Source organism: Chromobacterium sp. S0633 (assembly GCF_024158805.1).
GTDB lineage: Bacteria > Pseudomonadota > Gammaproteobacteria > Burkholderiales > Chromobacteriaceae > Chromobacterium.
Map to the genome: position 1 here is coordinate 189,733 of NZ_JAMZGH010000004.1, position 16,337 is coordinate 206,069.

The following is a 16,337-nucleotide window of genomic DNA, read 5'->3' on the forward strand; positions in this document are numbered from 1 at the left end:
AATGTACACGTGGTACATGAGCATTTCGAAGGTGTGCTCGCCGTGTAAGGCTCCACGACGCGCAGCAGATCGTAAACCGGTTCTTAGGCCGTTCACACTCACGGAGATTTTCTATGGCGCATTATCTGGTGGAATTGTACAGCCCGAAGCCGGCTTGGCTGGCCTTGAGTTTTTTGCACCGCACCGACTTCCTGGATCAGGTCAAAAGCAATATCGAGGCGCTGCCCGGCCTGGGCATTCAACTGCTGACCTTGAGCCAGATCGCGGCCGACGCCGATCAGGCGGCGCCCTATCGCTTCCTGGGCGTGTGGAGCCTGCCTGACCAAGAGGCCTGTGAGGGGATGCTGGCCGGCATCCGCGCCAGCGGCTGGTACGATTATTTCGATCACGTCAACGCGGTGGGCGCGGCCGGCGGCGTGGACGTGCATCTGGCGGACCTGCTGCAAGTCAAGTAAGCGCTTTGGAAACCGTTGCGGACGGCAGCTTGGGCTGTCGTTCGCAAAGAGACGTCAAGGGCGGCCGGCGGACAGCCGGCCGTTCCGCTTACCGTTCCCGCAGCACGCGCCACTCCACGAACTCGGCGGGATCGCCGGTTTCCTTGGTCTCGAAGACCGCCGGAATGTGGAAGGGCTTGCCGGTGGCGACATTGGTGCCGGCGATGGTGACGGTCATGCCTTCTTGCAGCGGTTTAGGCCGCTCGCCGCCAGCTACGGCCACCGACCATGTGCCGCCGGGCAGCAGGCCGGCGAAGGTGGCGATGCCCTTGCCGTTTTCAATCCGCGGAATAGACCGTGGTTCATTGGGCGGGATGTCAGCGCTGACCGACACGTTGTTCAGGTGGATCTGGTAAGCGATATCCTCATGGAGATCGGCGGCGTCGCGCAGCTGCGGCCGCGGGCGGTGGGCATGGCGCGCGGCTTGCGCGGCTCAGGGATATTTGGCGGCGATATAGCAGCGGCAGAAGCGGGCGGTCATGCCCGCGATCAGCGCGCTGGCGTCGTCGATATTGGTGAGCGCGCGCTTGGGCGGCGGGTTTTCCGACGCGCCGTGGCGGGCGTAGATGCCCAGGATGCTGGTGTTGTTGCAGGCGGCGGTGAACAGGCTGAGCTGTTCCGGATCCGCGAAGGCGTCGATGCCGGCGTCGATCTCCTTGGCGTAGTGTTTGACGCTGTCCAGTATCTTGTACAGCGTGCTCCAGGCCAGCACTTTTTCCAGCGTGGTGTTGGTGGAAATCAGGCCCAGCAGGAAGAGCAGATCGCGCAGACAGGGGTCGCGCTTGGCCAGGTAGAGCAGGTAGGACGGGTAGCGCTGGCGCGGATCTTCGTAACGGGTGTGGATCTGGTCGATCCTGGGGTTGCGGCTGAACGGGTCTTCTTCGATCCGGTGCGCGCTGACGGGATAGCTGCAGCCGTTCTCATAAGCGCTGAAGCCCAGAAACTGGATGGGCATGCTGCTCACGCAGCCGGCGGCGGCGCGCAAGGCGCCGTTGAGCAGCAGTTGCAGGCTGTAGAGGCGTTCGGATACGTGATCGGGGTCGTCCAGTTCGTCGATGTGGCGCGAATAGGCGTAGAACTGCATGCCGATGTGGTCGTTCTCGTAGCCCAGATCGATGTCGTTGCCGAAGAAATGATGAGCGAGATCGGGATAGTAGCCGCCGGCGGCGACGGTGATTTCCCATTTGTGTACTGGCGACATGGGGCCTCCCTGGCGGTGGCTGGAGGGGGGATGGTTGCGGGCGCGGGCCGCGCTAGGGGCCGGATGCTAGCATAGCTTGAGTCCAAGCGCATAAATTGCTTGGGCCTGCGAGACTTTGGTCATGTCCGGCGCAGCATTGATTGGGGGAGAGGATGGCGCTTGAAGCTTTAAGCCCGGCGCCGGCGTTGCCGGCCCGGCATGGCAATGGTCTGCTATGCGCACACCGGGCAGTGGGAGGACGCCATGCTGGCGCTGGCTGAGCGTCCTCTTGGATATTTCTGATCGGAAGCGGCAATGGGGGCGTGCGGTTTTCCGCCGGCGCCGGCCTGCGCGGGCGCCGGCGGCGTCAGAACAAGCTGGGTTGCGCGCCTTGCGGATGGTCGATCACGGCCTCGGTGCTGCCTTCGGCCAGGCGTAGGCTGACGCGTTCGCGGTCGCGCAGTTCCGCCGGGGATTTGACCGCGGTGCCGTCCTGTTTTTGCACGATGGCGTAGCCGCGGGCCAGCACCGCTTCCGGATTGAGCGCCAGCAGGGTGGCGGCCAGGGTGTCCAGTTTCTGGGCCTGCCGGTTGAGCAGATCCCGACGCGCGCGCTGCAGCCGGGTTTGCAGCCGGTCCAGCGTTTGCGCGGTTTGGGCCAGGTCCGGCCGACGGCGCTGCAGCTTGCTGTCCGCCAGTTGCAGCGCCCAGCGCCGTTGTTCGAACAGGCTGCCCAGCCGGCGTTGCAGCCGCTCTTGCTGGCGCTGCAGCGCTTCGCGCTGGCGTTGCAGCTTTTCGCCGGGGTGGGCCAGCCGGCGCGCCAGATAGTCCAGCTGCTGGGATTTGTCGGTCAGCAGGCGGCCGAGCGCGCGCTCCAGGCCGCGCTTGGCGGTTTCGAGCTGAGCGTTCAGGTGCTCGCGGCTGGGGGACACCAGTTCCGCGGCGGCGGTGGGCGTGGGCGCGCGTTTGTCGGCGACGAAGTCGCAGATGGTGAAGTCGGTTTCGTGGCCGACGCCGCTGACGGTGGGAATGGGGCTGGCGGCCACCGCGCGGGCGACGATTTCCTCGTTGAACGACCACAAGTCCTCGATGCTGCCGCCGCCGCGGCAGACGATGAGCACGTCCACCTCGCGCCGTTCGCCGGCGCGGCGGATGGCGTCGGCCACTTGCTGGGCCGAGCCTTCGCCCTGCACCTGAGCCGGGTAGAGAATCAGCGGGATGGAGGGCATGCGCCGGCGCAGCGTGCTGACCACGTCGCGCAGCGCGGCGGCGGCGGGCGAGGTGACGATGCCGATGGCGGCGGGGTGGGCCGGCAGCGGACGTTTGCTTGCCGGGTTGAACAAGCCTTCCGCCTGCAGCTTGGCCTTGAGTTTTTCAAAGGCCTCGTACAAACGGCCCAGTCCGGCGGAGCGCATCTGATCGACGTTGATCTGGAAGTCGCCGCGGGCCTCGTACAGGGTGACGGTGCCCTTGAGCTCCACCTGCATGCCTTCCGCCGGACGGAAGGGCAGTTGCGACACTTTGCCGCGGAACATCACGCAGCGCACTTGGGCGCCGCCGTCTTTCAGGGAGAAATAGGCGTGCCCGGACGCGGCCAGGGTGAGGTTGGAAATTTCGCCGCCTATCCACATCGGCGGCAGTCCGCTTTCCAGCAGATCGCGCGCCATGCGGTTGAGGGAGGAGACGCTGATGACGTCGTTCTGAGGTGCGGTAAAAAACATGATTGTCAAGTGATCCACAGCGGGGGGTGGAAAATATTTTCAGCTAAAGCGAGTTGCAACTTGGCTTGCGTAGCGTTTGATATCTCTAAAAAAATCAATAAAATCAACAACTTGATTGTTTTCTTATCCAGGGCGGCTTTCAGCTCAAAACGGCTTGGCGCTTGGCTTGAGAGCATATTTGCACAGTTTTATCAACAAAGTTATCCACAGGGTTTTCGGTTTCAATCCTGTGACGCTATTTTTTCCTGTAAAAACAAGGGGCAAGGCTTTTTGCCTCAGAGTCGCTGTCCTCGTTTATCTTGATGTTGCTCAAGTAAGCGCTTTCTTCTTTCGTCCGCAGGCCATGCCGAAGGCTTGGCGTTGTCGCTTCATTATGCCTTTGGATTGGCTTGCCGGCCGCCTGGCTGAGCCGGGCGTTTGCCATCCCAAAGCGGGTGTAGTCTCTTGCGAGCCTGAGCGATAAAGGCGCCGGGACCGGGAAAGCGGCATGCGTGTTTGGCGCATGGGCATTGCCCGGCCCTCGCCGTTGCGCGAGGCCGCGCGACAGACTTTAGGAGCTCAACTCCTTCAACAGTTCCTTGACCCTGACCACGCGCAGCGCCACATCCTGAATATCGGCCTCCACGCGCAGCTTGTCCTGTCCCGCCAGCCTGTAGTTGCGCTTGGTTTGCAGCAGCTGGATGATTTTCATCGGATCTATCGGCGGGTTCTTGGCGAAGTGGACCTGGATGGCCACTTCGCTGGCGTCCAGCTTTTGCACGCCCAAGGGCTTGGCCAGCAGACGCAGGCGGTGGCTGTCTATCAGGGTCTTGACGGTTTGCGGCGGCAGGCCGAAGCGGTCTATCAGCTCTTCGTGGATATCGTCGATTTCCTGTTCGCTCTCGCAAGTGGCCAGCCGCTTGTAGAGCACCAGCCGCTCGTGCACGTCGGGGCAATAGCCGTCCGGCAGCAGGGCCGGGCTGTGCATATTGATTTCGGTGGTGACGCCCAGCGGCGCGTCCAGGTCCGGGGTGCGGCCTTTCTTGAGATCGCGCACCGCCTGCTTGAGCATTTCGGTGAACAGGGAGAAGCCCACTTCCTGCATCTCGCCGGACTGGCCTTCGCCCAGCACTTCGCCGGCGCCGCGGATTTCCAGATCGTGCATCGCCAGGTAGAAGCCTGCGCCCAGTTCCTCGGACATCTGGATGGCTTCCAGCCGTTTCATCGCGTCCTTGGTGATGCCGTCCGGCGTCAGCAGATAGGCGTAGGCCTGATGGTGGCTGCGGCCTACGCGGCCGCGCAGCTGGTGCAGCTGGGCCAGGCCGAACTTATCGGCGCGGTTGATCAGGATGGTGTTGGCGTTGGGGATGTCGATGCCGGTTTCAATAATGGTGGAGCACAGCAGCACATTGAAGCGCTGCTGCAGGAAGTCGCGCATCACTTGTTCCAGCTCGCGTTCGCGCAGCTGGCCGTGGGCCACGCCGATGCGGGCTTCCGGCACCAGCTCCGCCAGCTTTTCCCGCATGTTTTCTATGGTGTCCACCTCGTTGTGCAGAAAGAACACCTGGCCGCCGCGTTTGAGTTCGCGCAGCACCGCTTCGCGGATCACGCCGTTGGCCATCGGGCTGACGAAGGTTTTCACCGCCAGCCGGCGGCTGGGGGCGGTGGCGATGACGGAGAAGTCGCGCAGGCCTTCCAGCGCCATCGACAGCGTGCGCGGAATCGGCGTCGCGGTCAGCGTCAGCACGTCCACATTGGCGCGCAGCCGTTTCAGTTGCTCTTTCTGGCGCACGCCGAAACGGTGTTCCTCGTCGATGATGACCAGGCCCAGGTTCTTGAACTGGATGTCCGGCTGCACCAGCTTGTGGGTGCCGATGACGATGTCCACGCCGCCGTCGGCCAGGCCGGCCAGCGCGGCCTTGCTTTCCTTGGCGCTGCGGAAGCGGGACAGTTCGGCGATTTTCACCGGCCAGTCGGCGAAGCGGTCGGAGAAGTTCTGGAAGTGCTGTTCCGCCAGCAAGGTGGTGGGCACCAGCACCGCCACCTGTTTGCCGCCGAGGACGGCGACGAAGGCGGCGCGCAGCGCGACTTCGGTCTTGCCGAAGCCGACGTCGCCGCAGACCAGGCGGTCCATCGGCTTGCCGGAGCACATGTCCTGCACCACGGCTTCGATGGCGCTGGCCTGGTCCGGGGTTTCCTCGAAGCCGAAGCCGGCGGCGAAGGCTTCGTAGTCGTGGTGGGACAGGCTGAAGCTGTGGCCTTCGCGCGCGGCGCGTTGGGCGTAGAGGTTGAGCAGCTCGGCGGCGGTGTCGCGGGCTTTTTCCGCGGCGCGCTTCTTGGCTTTCTCCCAGGCCGGATTGCCCAGCTTGTGCAGGTGGATCTGGTCCGCCGCGCCGCCGGCGTAACGGGAAATCAGATGCAGCTGGCTGACCGGCACGTAGAGGGTGGCGCTGTCGGCGTACTCCAGCTGCATCAGCTCGGTTTCGCCTTCGCCCAGGTCCATGGACACCAGGCCGACGTAGCGGCCGATGCCGTGCTGTTCGTGCACCACCGGGTCGCCGGCCTTGACCTCGGCCAGGTCGCGCAGCATGGAGTCGGAGCCGGCGCGCGCGCTCTTGCGGCGGGTGTGGCTGCGGGCCACATGCTGGTAGAGCTCGGATTCGGTGACCACGGCGATGCCGGCGCCGGGCAGGGCGAAGCCGGTGTAGAGCGGGGCCACGCTCAGCGCCAGCGGCATGTCGCCGGCGATGAACTCGGCCCAGCCGTCCACCGGGCGCGGCTTGATGCCGTGCTCTTGCAGGAACTGGTGGACGGTTTCGCGGCGGCCCAGGCTTTCCACGGTGATCAGGATGCGTTGCCCGCCGCTGCGGATGAAGGCGTCCAGCTTGTGCAGCGGTTGTTCGGCGCGGCGCTCCACCGCCAGTTCCGGCAGCGGGGCGCAGCCTTCCGCCAGTTCGCCGTCGCCGGCCAGTTCCACGCGGGCGTAAGGCTTGAGCCGCGCCATCAGTTCGTCCGGGCGCAGGAAGATGTCGGCCGGCGGCAGCACCGGGCGCTCGGTGTCGCCGCGCGCCATGTCGTAGCGGCTTTCCGCGTCTTGCCAGAAGACCTGGGCGGCCTGTTGCACATCGTGGTGCAACACGATCAGCGCGTCTTCGCCCAGGTAGTCGAACAGAGTCGCGGTGTCGTCGAAGAACAGCGGCAGGAAGTATTCGATGCCGGCCGGCCACAGGCCCTGGGAGACGTCTTTGTAAATGCGGCTCTTGCTGGGGTCGCCTTCGATGCGTTCGCGGTAGCGCTGGCGGAAGGCGGTGACGCCGCTTTCATCCGCCGGATACTCCCGCGCCGGCAGCAGGCGGATTTCCGGCACCGGGTAAAGGGTGCGCTGATTGTCCGGGTCGAAGGTGCGCAGGCTGTCGATTTCGTCGTCGAACAGATCGATGCGGTAGGGCAGCGCCGATCCCATCGGGAAGAGGTCGATCAGACCGCCGCGGATGGAGAATTCGCCCGGGGCCATTACCTGGGTGACGTGGTGGTAGCCGGCGGTGACCATATTGGCGCGCAGCTGCTCCACATCCAGCCGCTGTTTGGCCTGCAGGAAGAAGGTGCGTCCCAGCAGATAGCCGATCGGCGCCAGCCGCGTCATCGCGGTGCTGACCGGGGCGATGATCACATCGCATTCGCGCTGATGGATCTGCCACAAGGTGGCCAGCCGCTCGCTGACCAGTTCGCCGTGAGGGGAGAAATGGTCGTAGGGCAGGGTCTCCCAGTCCGGCAGCAGCGCCACGCGCAGCGAGGGCGCGAAGAACGGAGCTTCGGCTTGCAGGCGCTGTGCCGATTGCGCGTCGGCGGCGAGGATGAGCAGCGGACGCCGCTCTGCGGCGAGGCGGGCGACGATGTTGGCGTCCAGCCCGGCGGGCAGGCGTCCGTGACGAGTTTTCTGACTGGCGGGAGGGATCCGCGGGAGGTTATCCAGCATGCTGCTTCACTAGTTTTGGCGGTTTCGGGCTTGGCGGTTTCGGGATTATAGCAGCCGTCCGGCGCGCGCCGTTTACCCGGCTTGCGCTGGGCGGGCGTCGCTTGTGTCCAGCGGGGTGAATATTTTCATCGTCATTGTCTGGCTGCATCCGGCAATTGCATATATTGTATGTCAGCCGGGTGATTTTGTTTTTCGTTTGGCATATATGCGCTTGATTTGTTAATGCAAAATTAATTTCGGCGCGCGGCGGGGCGCCGGCGCGAATGGGGGCGGGGTGGCGTGACAGTCGGATCGGCTTGCCGGGACGCGGCGGTGTTTCTGGGGTTTTTGGCGTGCACGGCTTTTTGGCCGCGCGAGCCGGTATTGGGATTTTCGCTGGCGGCCTTCCTCGCCCACGGTGTATGGAGCTATCGTTTTTTGCGTCGCGGCTGGCGCCAGTCCTGGTGGTGGCCGCTGGCCGCCGCCGCGCTGGCGGCGCAATGGTCGCCGCCGCAATGGGCGGCCCTGCTGCTGATCAGCCTGTACGCGCTGGCGCCCGGCCTGTACGCGGCCGGCCTGCGTGGGGGGCTGGCGGTGCGTCAGCCGGCGGACTTGCTGCGGCTGCTGCTGCGGCTCGCCTGCTATCCCTCGGTGCTTTTGGCCGGCCTGGCCGCCGGCGCCGGCTGGCGCTGGTTCGGCATGGAGGGCTTGTGGTCGTGGGCGGCGCAGGCCTGGGGCGTGTCCGGCCTTGCCCTGTCCTTGTGCGCGCCGCCGGCCTTGTACGCGTCCGGCGCGCCGCCGACGCGGCGCCAGGTCTTGGAAACCGCCCTGATCCTGGCCCTGGCCAGCGTGATGTGGTTCAGCCTGCTGGGCAGCAGCGTCGCCTATTCGCTGCCCTGCCAATTGCTGTTTTTCCCGCTGATGCTGTGGGCGGCCTTCCGCGTCGGTTTCCGCGGCGCGGCGTTGGTGGGGGCCTGGGTGCTCGGCTTGCTGTCGCTATACGTGCTGGCGCCGGAGCTGACCATGCACGCCAGCGTGCTCAACGGCGCCAGCGAGGTGGCGCTGACCCTGGCCTTGAGTTGCGCCACCCTGCTGGTATCGGTCTTGGCCGACGGCCATCGTCAGAACGAGAGCGCGCTGCGCGAGTTTCGCGCGCGGGTGGAGTCCCTGGTCAACAACAGTCCCAATATGATGTCGCTTAAGGGGCTGGACGGCCGGTTTCTGCTGGCCAACGCCGCCTATGCGCGCCGGGTGGGGCGCGCCCCTCAGGGCATGCAGGGTCTAACGGTGGAGGAGCTGTTCGACGAGCAGGACGCCGCCCAGATCCGCGAGCAGGACGCGGTGGTGCTGTCCTGCCTGGAGCCGCGCCAGTTCGAGGAGAGCTTTCTGTTCAACGGCGTGCTCAGCCATTTGCTGGTCACCAAGTTTCCCTTGTTCGACGCCCATGGCCGCCCGGCCGGGGTGGGCAGCGTGGACACCGACATCACCCAAACCCGTCAGGAGCAGAAAGCCAAGCGCGAAACGGAGGAGCGTTACCGCGCGCTGGTGGAGCAATCGCTGGTGGGCATCTACATCCTGCAGGACGAGAAGCTGATCTACGCCAACCCCAAGCTGGCCGCCATCATCGGTTATCAGCCCAAGGAAATGGAGGGCATGGGGCTGGAGCAACTGCTGGTGCCGGGCGAGGCCGCGCGCATCCGCCAACAAATCGTCAAGCGTTACCGCGAGAACATCGCGGTGCTGCAATACGGCACCCGCGCGGTGCGCCAGGACGGCGTGGTGGTGGACGTGGAAATCCACAGCCGGCTGTTCGACTACGAGGGCAAGAAGGCCATCATCGGCGTGGTGATGGATGTTTCCGAACGGCTGGCGGCGGACGCCAATCTGCGGCTGGCGGCCAAGGTGTTCGAAAACTCGGCGGAAGGCATTCTGCTGATGGACGCCGAGGCGCGCATCATCGCGGTCAACCACGCCTTCAGCGGCATTACCGGTTACGCCGAGGCCGAGGCGCTGGGCAAGGTGTCGCGCATTTTTGGCGATCAGAAACAGCTGAGCCGGCAGGCGATGCTGGAGGCGCTGGCGGGCGGCGGCCATTGGCAGGGCGAGATGCTGGACCGCCGCAAGAGCGGCGAGTGGTATCCGGCCGAGCTGGCGATCTCGGCGGTGCGCGACGCCGGCGGCGCGCTCAGCAATTACGTGGCGGTGTTCTCCGACATCACCCTGCGCAAGCAGTCCGAGGAACGTCTGCAGTTTCTTGCCAATCACGATCCGCTGACGCAGCTGCCCAACCGCAGCAGCCTGACCACGCGTCTGGACGAGGCCATCATCAGCCTGGATTGCGCCAGCGGCTCGCTGGCGGTGATGTTCATCGACCTGGACCGTTTCAAACTGATCAACGACTCCTTCGGCCATCAGGCCGGCGACGAGTTGTTGCGCGAGACGGCGTTGCGCCTGCAACGGGCGGTGGGGGCGCGCGGCCTGCTGGCGCGGCTGGGCGGCGACGAGTTCACCCTGGTGATGACCGGCTTCAAGGACGCCGCCGCGCTGGTGACCGCCGCCGAGGACACGCTGGCGGCGCTGGGCCAGCCGCTGCGGCTGGAAAACCACGAAGTCTATGTCACCGGCAGCATAGGCATCAGCGTCTACCCCAATGACGGCACCGACGCCCAGACCCTGCTCAAGAATGCCGACGTGGCGATGTACCGCGCCAAAGAAGCAGGCAAGAACACTTACCAGTTCTTCGCCGCGGAAATGAACACCCAGACCTTCGAACGCCTATTGCTGGAGAACGGCCTGAGGCTGGCGCTGGAGCGCGGCGAGCTGGAACTGCATTACCAGCCGCAGGTGGACGCGGTCAGCCGCCGGGTGCTGGGCGCGGAAGCGCTGATCCGCTGGCGCCATCCGCAACTGGGCCTGGTGCCGCCGGGCCGCTTCATCCCGCTGGCGGAGGAAACCGGCCTGATCAAGCCCATAGGCGACTGGGTGCTGCAGGAAGCCTGCCGCCAATTGGCGGTCTGGGACCGTCAGGGCGTGGCGGTGCCGCGGCTGGCGGTGAATTTGTCCGCGCGCCAGTTCGAACAGCAGCTGCTGCCGCTCAAGGTGGCGGAGGCGTTGCGGGCGGCGGGCCTGTCCGCGGCGCGGCTGGAGCTGGAAATCACCGAAAGCATGATCATGCTCAACCCCGGCGAGGCGGTGCGCCAGCTGGGCGAATTGAAGGCGCTGGGCGTGGGCCTGTCCATCGACGATTTCGGCACCGGTTACTCCTCGCTGTCCCATCTGAAGCGTTTTCCGCTGGATACCTTGAAGATCGATCAATCCTTCGTCGAAGGCCTGCCGGACGACGGCGACAACGCCGCCATCGCCGAAGCCATTCTGGCGATGGCGCGCAAGCTGCAGTTCCAGGTGGTGGCGGAGGGCGTGGAGAGCGAGCGCCAGGCGCAATTCCTCACCAGCAAGGGCTGCGCCTTGCTGCAGGGCTATCACTTCGGCCGCCCGGTGCCGGCGGCGGAGTTGCCCGCCTTGCTGGCCGGCATCGTCGCCGTGGGCGAGCAGCGGCAGCTCGGGCTGATGTCCGGCGTGGAGGTGCTGGGCAGCTGAACGCAAGCCGGTTTTGCCCTGAACCGCCGCGCGCTCTAAAATGGCGGGATTGTCATTAGAGAATCGCCATGAGCAACAAACGCCTGATCCACGGCTTTCACGCCATCAATGCCCGTCTGTGGCAGAACCCCAAGAGCCTGCTGGAAGTCTGGCTGGCCGGCGGCCGCCACGACGCCCGCGCCAAGGCGGTGCTGGACAAGGCCGCCGAGGAGGGCATCAAGCTGCACATCGTCGACAAGGAACGCCTGGACAGCATGAGCGGCAACGCCCGCCACCAGGGCGTGGCGGCGATGATAGACGCCAGCCGCAACTTCGTGCACCTGGACGACGTGCTGGACAATCTGAGCGAACCGCCCTTGTTGCTGATCCTGGACGGCGTCACCGATCCGCACAATCTGGGCGCCTGCCTGCGGGTGGCGGACGCGATGGGCGCGCACGCGGTGATCGCGCCCAAGGACCGTTCCGCCGGCCTCAACGCCACCGTGTCCAAGGTGGCGTGCGGCGCCGCCGAGGTGATTCCCTATCTCACGGTCACCAATCTGGCGCGCACGCTGCGCGACTTGAAAGACGCCGGGATCTGGATCGCCGGCACCACCATGGAGGCGGATACCGACCTCTACCACTGCGACGCCGCCGGCCCGCTGGCCTGGGTGATGGGCTCGGAAGGCGAGGGCATGCGCCGCTTGACCCGCGAGCACTGCGACGTGCTGGTGTCCATCCCGATGTTCGGCACGGTGGAAAGCCTGAACGTGTCGGTGTCCGCCGGCATGGTGCTGTCGGAAAGCCGCCGCCAGCGCACGCTGGCGCAGGCCAAGGCCGATTGAGCCCTGGCCACCCGCACCGCAAAGCCCCCGTCCTCGGGGGCTTTTTCTTGGGTGCGGGGTTTGACTGTGATCAGATGCGAGCCTAAAAAAGTAGACAGAATAAGGAACCGATCTGGCGCCGCCGCAGTCTTGTTGATACCTTACCTGGGTATCCTATTTGCGAGAGGGGAGTGCAGTGATGGATAGACGTGGATTCATCTGCGCCGGCGCGGCGTTGGCTCTGGTTCCGTTGTTGCGGCAGGCCTGGGCGGCGCAGCCGCCCGCCGTCGATCACGCGGCGATGGGACATGGCGGCATGGGCGCGGCGGCGGAGACAATGCCGGCCGCGGCCGCTTTGGGCCTGCCGGCGGGCCTGGCTTTGCCGGCCCTGCCGCTGTTGCGAAACCAGAGCGCCTTGCCCGGCGTGTTCAGCGCGGCGCTCAGCGCCGGCGCGCAGGCGCTGCCGCTGTTGCCCGGCAAGCCCGCCACCGTGTTCTGGAGCTATAACGGCCAGGTGCCGGGGCCGACGATAGAAGTGTTCGAAGGCGACGAATTGCGGCTGCATTTCGAAAACCGCCTGTCCCAGCCCACCACCATTCATTGGCACGGCCTGCCGATTCCGGCTGACCAGGATGGCAATCCGCAAGACCCGGTGCCGCCGGGAGGGAGCCGCGAATACCGCTTTACCTTGCCGCAGGGCTGCGCCGGCAGTTACTGGTATCACCCGCACCCGCACGGACATACCGCCGAGCAGGTGTATAGGGGGCTGGCCGGCGTGTTCGTGGTCAAGAGCCGCAGCGATCCGCTGGCGCATCTGCCGGAGCAAAGACTGGTGTTGTCGGACCTGAAGCTGGACGCCGACGGCAAGATCGCGGCCAATAGCGAAGCCGATCGCATGGACGGCCGCGAAGGCCAGTTCCTGCTGGTCAACGGCGCCTGGCGGCCGCATCTGACGCTGGGCGTCGGCGAGCGCCAGCGCTGGCGGGTCTGGAACGCCAGCAGCGCGCGCGTGCTCAAGCTGGCCCTGCCCGGCCACGAACTGGAACTGGTGGGCAGCGACGGCGGCCTGCTGCAACGGCCGCGACGTATCGACAGCCTGACGCTGCCGCCCGGCGCCCGCGCCGAGCTGGTGGTGACCGGACGCTTCGAGCCCGGCCACGGCGCCGGCCTGCTGGCCCTGCCGTATCGGCGCGGCAAGATGATGTCGGCCGAACAGGACGCGAGCCTGACGCTGCTGGAGCTGCGCCGGGGCGCCGTCGCCAAAGCCACGGCGCCGCTGCCGGCGCGGCTGCGCGAAATCCAGCCCCTGGGCGCGCCGGCGGTGCGGCGCAGGGTGGTGCTGTCCGAAGACATGGCCAATCCCGCCGCGATGTTCCTGATCAACGGCAAGACCTTCGACATGGAGCGGGCGGACTTCCTGGGCAAGGTGGGGGCGGTGGAGGAGTGGGAGATCGTGAACGAGGCCGATATGGACCACCCCTTCCACATTCACGGCACCCAGTTCCAGGCGCTGGCGCGCCGCAAGGACGGCGTCTGGCGCGAAGAACCGTTCCTGGCCTGGCGCGACGTGGCCAACGTCTCTGCCGGCGAGACGCTGCGGCTGCGTTTCCGCCAGGACATGCCGGGCCTGCGCATGTTCCATTGCCACATCCTCGAGCACGAAGACGCGGGGATGATGGGCATGCTGCGGGTGGAGGCCTAGGCGGCCGCGCGCAACTGCGTCACAATGGCCGCAGCCCGGCCCGCCGGACGGCGGCCGGGCTCGCTTTGAACCCGCTTGGATTAGGATGGACATGACGCAAGAAAAACCGCAGGACGGCTGTTGCGACGCAGCGGCCCCGCTTTCCGACAAAACCGTGGTGCAGCCGGGCAAGAGCGCGCTGATCAAGCGTTTGGCGCGCATCGAGGGTCAGGTGCGCGGCATCAGCGGCATGGTGGAGGCGGACCGTTATTGCGTGGACATCCTGACCCAGGTGGCCGCGGTCAAGTCGGCGCTGGACGCGGTGTCGATGCAATTGCTGGAAAATCACATGAAAGGCTGCGTGGCGCGCGCGCTGCATCAGGGCGACGCCACCGGCATGGTCACCGAACTGATAGACGTGGTCAAAAAAGTGCGCTGAGCCGCGTCGCCGCAAAGGAATGCACATGAAAACCCCGCTCGCCGTCCTGTTGTCCCTCGCTTCCGCGCTGGCCGCGGCGGGGCCGATTCCGTTCGAGGTCTACATCAAGCTGCACAAGGGCATGTCCGAGGCCGAACTGGTGTCCCAGGCCGGCGCGCCCGATTACAGCAGCAACGGCCCCACGGTCAAAACCAAGGACGCCAACGCGGTGGTGGAAACCAGCACCCGCTCGCTGTCCTGGCTCGCCAACGACGCCGTGCCCTATACCACCACGGTGACGCTGAGCAATGGGGTGGTGGTGGATATCTCCCGCGACAAAAAGCTCTGAGAACCTGTTCAAAGTCTGCTGCGCGTCGTGAAGCGTTGTACGGCGAGTACGAGCTCAGAATGCTCATGTACCTCCCTCGTGCATTCCGCTTTTTCGCTCGTTTTCGTCTTGTCTCGCCCTCGCTTGCGAGGCTTTGAACCGCGACTTGGGGCGGATTCCGAATCCCGTCTTCGCCACAGCCTTGCCGCCGTTCCGCGCGGAAGCCCCTGATTTATTTGCCTGCCGCCGGCTTAGCGCGTAGAATGCTGCGGTTTCAACCCCTTGCCTTTTGCAACTGCATGGCAAAAGGCTTCAATAGCCACAAGGAGTTAACATGCGTCATTACGAAATCGTGTTCATCGTCCACCCGGACCAGAGCGAACAGGTTCCGGCCATGATCGAGCGCTACAAGGGCATGGTTCTGGCCGCTGAGGGCAAGATCCACCGTCTGGAAGACTGGGGCCGCCGTCAACTGGCTTACCCGATCCAGAAGCTGCACAAGGCTCACTACGTTCTGATGAACGTAGAGTGCCAGTCCGAGACCCTGGCCGAAATCGAACACGCCTTCAAGTTCAACGACGCTGTTCTGCGTCACCTGACCATCAAGCTGGAGCGCGCGGTTACCGAAGCGTCCCCGATGATGAAGGACGAAAAGGCCAAGAACCTGCTGGACGCCCAGCAGCCGGCAGCCGAGGCTGAAGCTTCCGCCTAATTGGCCGGAGCAAAGTCTTGCAGAACCGTCTGGCGCTGACCGCCACGGTCGACCGAGAGGATGCGCTGAGATACACGCCCGCCGGCTTGCCGGTGTTGGAAATGTGGCTCAAGCATCAGTCCAGACAGACAGCTCACGGTTTTGATCGGGATGTGGCCTGCGAAATACAGGCCGTGCTGATAGGCGAAGACGCCCGGAAGTTTTCCGGGAAACTGGCGGGAAACACGGTGAATCTCACCGGCTTTCTGTCCCAGCGCAGCCTCAGGAATCCGCGGTTAGTGCTCAATATCGAATATGTTGAATTTGTAAAAGGTTAGTCAAAATGGCTCGTCAACTCTTCAAGCGCAAGAAGTTCTGCCGCTTCACGGCAGAAGGCATCAAGGAAATCGACTACAAATCCGTTGATCTCCTGAAAGACTTCATCGCCGAAAACGGCAAAATCATTCCGGCTCGCATCACCGGCACCAAGGCCCGCTACCAGCGTCAGCTGACCACCGCTATCAAGCGTGCTCGCTTCCTGGCCTTCCTGCCGTACACCGACCAGCACTAAGCCGGGAAAAGGAACTTAAAAGATGCAAATCATTCTGCTCGAAAAAGTTGCCAACCTGGGTCAACTGGGTGATGTGGTTAAAGTCAAGGATGGTTACGGTCGTAACTTCCTGATCCCGCAAGGCAAAGCCAAGCGCGCTACCGAAGCCAACCTGAAACAGTTCGAAGCTCGTCGCGCCGAACTGGAAGCCAAGCAAGCCGAGATCCTGGCCGACGCCAAGGTCCGCGCCGAGAAGCTGAACGAAGCCGTTGTCACCATCGCTCAGAAAGCCGGCGTTGACGGCCGTCTGTTCGGTTCCGTGACCAACGCCGACGTGGCTGAAGCCGTGACCGCCTTCGGCGTTGCGGTTAAGCGCACCGAAGTTCGCCTGCCGAACGGCCCGTTCAAGGCCATCGGCGAGTACGACATCGAGATCGCTCTGCATCACGACGTCGTGACCCCGATCAAGATCGTGGTGGTTGCCGAAGCTTAATTCCTGTTTTCAGGAACGCTTTATCAAAAAGCCCGCTCATTCGAGCGGGCTTTTTGTTTGGGCGCGCCGGGGCGCGGATCAATCGTCCTGGCTCAGCACCAGGCGCGCGCGCAAGCCGGGCGCGTCGGCCTCGGCGATGGACAGCAGGCGGTCGATATTGGGGTGTTTGCCCGGATTGGCGCGCGCGTCCGGCGTGTGTTCGGCGTAAAGCGCCAGTCCCTCGCGCGCGGCCTTGCGGTCGATATGGCCGTGGGTCTTGATCAGGGCGTGGTAGACGCGCACCGAGCCGGCGGTGCCGGGCTGATTGTCCAGCCGGCCGACCGGCTCGCCGCTGGCGTCCAGCAGCACGATGGCGCGAATGTCGTCGACGGCGGGCAGGGTGTTGAGGATGTCCTTGAAAGCGCTTGCTTGCATGATGTGTTTCCTATTGTCGTTATCGTGGCGGGCC

Annotated in this window: 15 protein-coding genes; 10 read left to right on the top strand and 5 right to left on the bottom strand. The window is 64.8% G+C overall.

The window, feature by feature from the left end; genetic code table 11:
• Positions 1 to 113: 113 nt before the first annotated feature.
• Positions 114 to 455 (top strand): DUF6616 family protein, encoded by a 342-nt coding sequence (locus NK214_RS04345; protein WP_227107020.1) that lies wholly within the window; start codon positions 114 to 116, stop codon positions 453 to 455.
• Between the two features lie 88 nt (positions 456 to 543).
• Here the strand turns inward: NK214_RS04345 and NK214_RS04350 are convergent, their stop codons facing one another.
• The 4 genes from NK214_RS04350 to mfd all read right to left on the bottom strand — a co-directional run bounded on the left by NK214_RS04350 (position 544) and on the right by mfd (position 7,349).
• Positions 544 to 828 (bottom strand): hypothetical protein, encoded by a 285-nt coding sequence (locus tag NK214_RS04350; protein WP_253313830.1) that lies wholly within the window; start codon positions 826 to 828, stop codon positions 544 to 546.
• 99 nt (positions 829 to 927) lie between these two features.
• A complete protein-coding gene (locus tag NK214_RS04355; protein ID WP_227107023.1) occupies positions 928 to 1,695 on the bottom strand; it encodes a hypothetical protein in 768 nt (255 codons plus the stop codon).
• A gap of 346 nt (positions 1,696 to 2,041) precedes the next feature.
• The gene (gene xseA, locus NK214_RS04360; RefSeq protein ID WP_253313831.1) at positions 2,042 to 3,394 is read right to left on the bottom strand and encodes an exodeoxyribonuclease VII large subunit; all 1,353 of its coding nucleotides are present in this window, start codon (positions 3,392 to 3,394) and stop codon (positions 2,042 to 2,044) included.
• 550 nt (positions 3,395 to 3,944) lie between these two features.
• The gene (gene mfd, locus NK214_RS04365; protein ID WP_253313832.1) at positions 3,945 to 7,349 is read right to left on the bottom strand and encodes a transcription-repair coupling factor; all 3,405 of its coding nucleotides are present in this window, start codon (positions 7,347 to 7,349) and stop codon (positions 3,945 to 3,947) included.
• 363 nt (positions 7,350 to 7,712) lie between these two features.
• Here mfd and NK214_RS04370 point away from each other — a divergent pair, with 363 nt between their 5' ends.
• The 9 genes from NK214_RS04370 (at position 7,713) to rplI (ending at position 15,889) form a co-directional block, all read left to right on the top strand.
• A complete protein-coding gene (locus NK214_RS04370; RefSeq protein ID WP_227107029.1) occupies positions 7,713 to 10,925 on the top strand; it encodes an EAL domain-containing protein in 3,213 nt (1,070 codons plus the stop codon).
• Between the two features lie 68 nt (positions 10,926 to 10,993).
• Positions 10,994 to 11,749 carry a 23S rRNA (guanosine(2251)-2'-O)-methyltransferase RlmB gene (gene rlmB / locus NK214_RS04375; RefSeq protein WP_107798213.1) on the top strand — a complete coding sequence of 252 codons (756 nt, stop codon included), beginning with the start codon at positions 10,994 to 10,996 and terminating at the stop codon, positions 11,747 to 11,749.
• A gap of 178 nt (positions 11,750 to 11,927) precedes the next feature.
• Positions 11,928 to 13,430, top strand: a complete 1,503-nt coding sequence (locus tag NK214_RS04380; RefSeq protein ID WP_253313833.1) for a multicopper oxidase family protein — start codon at positions 11,928 to 11,930, stop codon at positions 13,428 to 13,430.
• 91 nt (positions 13,431 to 13,521) lie between these two features.
• Positions 13,522 to 13,848, top strand: coding sequence for a metal-sensitive transcriptional regulator (locus tag NK214_RS24995; RefSeq protein ID WP_043632821.1), 327 nt, complete (start codon positions 13,522 to 13,524; stop codon positions 13,846 to 13,848).
• A gap of 25 nt (positions 13,849 to 13,873) precedes the next feature.
• Positions 13,874 to 14,176, top strand: a complete 303-nt coding sequence (locus NK214_RS04390; RefSeq protein ID WP_048415984.1) for a hypothetical protein — start codon at positions 13,874 to 13,876, stop codon at positions 14,174 to 14,176.
• 313 nt (positions 14,177 to 14,489) lie between these two features.
• Positions 14,490 to 14,867, top strand: a complete 378-nt coding sequence (gene rpsF, locus NK214_RS04395) for a 30S ribosomal protein S6 (RefSeq protein ID WP_048410930.1) — start codon at positions 14,490 to 14,492, stop codon at positions 14,865 to 14,867.
• A 17-nt stretch (positions 14,868 to 14,884) separates the two neighbouring features.
• Complete coding sequence (priB, locus tag NK214_RS04400) at positions 14,885 to 15,184, top strand: primosomal replication protein N (protein WP_048415985.1); 300 nt, start codon at positions 14,885 to 14,887, stop codon at positions 15,182 to 15,184.
• Positions 15,185 to 15,189: 5 nt separating this feature from the next.
• Entirely contained in the window at positions 15,190 to 15,417 is a 228-nt protein-coding gene (gene rpsR / locus NK214_RS04405) for a 30S ribosomal protein S18 (RefSeq protein WP_011137185.1), read from the top strand.
• A gap of 22 nt (positions 15,418 to 15,439) precedes the next feature.
• Complete coding sequence (rplI, locus tag NK214_RS04410) at positions 15,440 to 15,889, top strand: 50S ribosomal protein L9 (RefSeq protein ID WP_048410928.1); 450 nt, start codon at positions 15,440 to 15,442, stop codon at positions 15,887 to 15,889.
• A gap of 78 nt (positions 15,890 to 15,967) precedes the next feature.
• Here rplI and NK214_RS04415 read toward each other — a convergent pair whose 3' ends face one another.
• Positions 15,968 to 16,303 (bottom strand): DUF2322 family protein, encoded by a 336-nt coding sequence (locus tag NK214_RS04415; RefSeq protein ID WP_227107032.1) that lies wholly within the window; start codon positions 16,301 to 16,303, stop codon positions 15,968 to 15,970.
• Between the last annotated feature and the right edge of the window lie 34 nt (positions 16,304 to 16,337).

Bases quoted from the DNA above. Each gene is read 5' to 3' on its own strand.
- NK214_RS04345 (WP_227107020.1), top strand. From the start codon at position 114: ATGGCGCATTATCTGGTGGAATTGTACAGCCCGAAGCCGGCTTGGCTG.
- NK214_RS04355 (WP_227107023.1), bottom strand. From the start codon at position 1,695: ATGTCGCCAGTACACAAATGGGAAATCACCGTCGCCGCCGGCGGCTAC.
- xseA (WP_253313831.1), bottom strand. From the start codon at position 3,394: ATGTTTTTTACCGCACCTCAGAACGACGTCATCAGCGTCTCCTCCCTC.
- mfd (WP_253313832.1), bottom strand. From the start codon at position 7,349: ATGCTGGATAACCTCCCGCGGATCCCTCCCGCCAGTCAGAAAACTCGT.
- rlmB (WP_107798213.1), top strand. From the start codon at position 10,994: ATGAGCAACAAACGCCTGATCCACGGCTTTCACGCCATCAATGCCCGT.
- NK214_RS04380 (WP_253313833.1), top strand. From the start codon at position 11,928: ATGGATAGACGTGGATTCATCTGCGCCGGCGCGGCGTTGGCTCTGGTT.
- NK214_RS24995 (WP_043632821.1), top strand. From the start codon at position 13,522: ATGACGCAAGAAAAACCGCAGGACGGCTGTTGCGACGCAGCGGCCCCG.
- NK214_RS04390 (WP_048415984.1), top strand. From the start codon at position 13,874: ATGAAAACCCCGCTCGCCGTCCTGTTGTCCCTCGCTTCCGCGCTGGCC.
- rpsF (WP_048410930.1), top strand. From the start codon at position 14,490: ATGCGTCATTACGAAATCGTGTTCATCGTCCACCCGGACCAGAGCGAA.
- rpsR (WP_011137185.1), top strand. From the start codon at position 15,190: ATGGCTCGTCAACTCTTCAAGCGCAAGAAGTTCTGCCGCTTCACGGCA.
- rplI (WP_048410928.1), top strand. From the start codon at position 15,440: ATGCAAATCATTCTGCTCGAAAAAGTTGCCAACCTGGGTCAACTGGGT.
- NK214_RS04415 (WP_227107032.1), bottom strand. From the start codon at position 16,303: ATGCAAGCAAGCGCTTTCAAGGACATCCTCAACACCCTGCCCGCCGTC.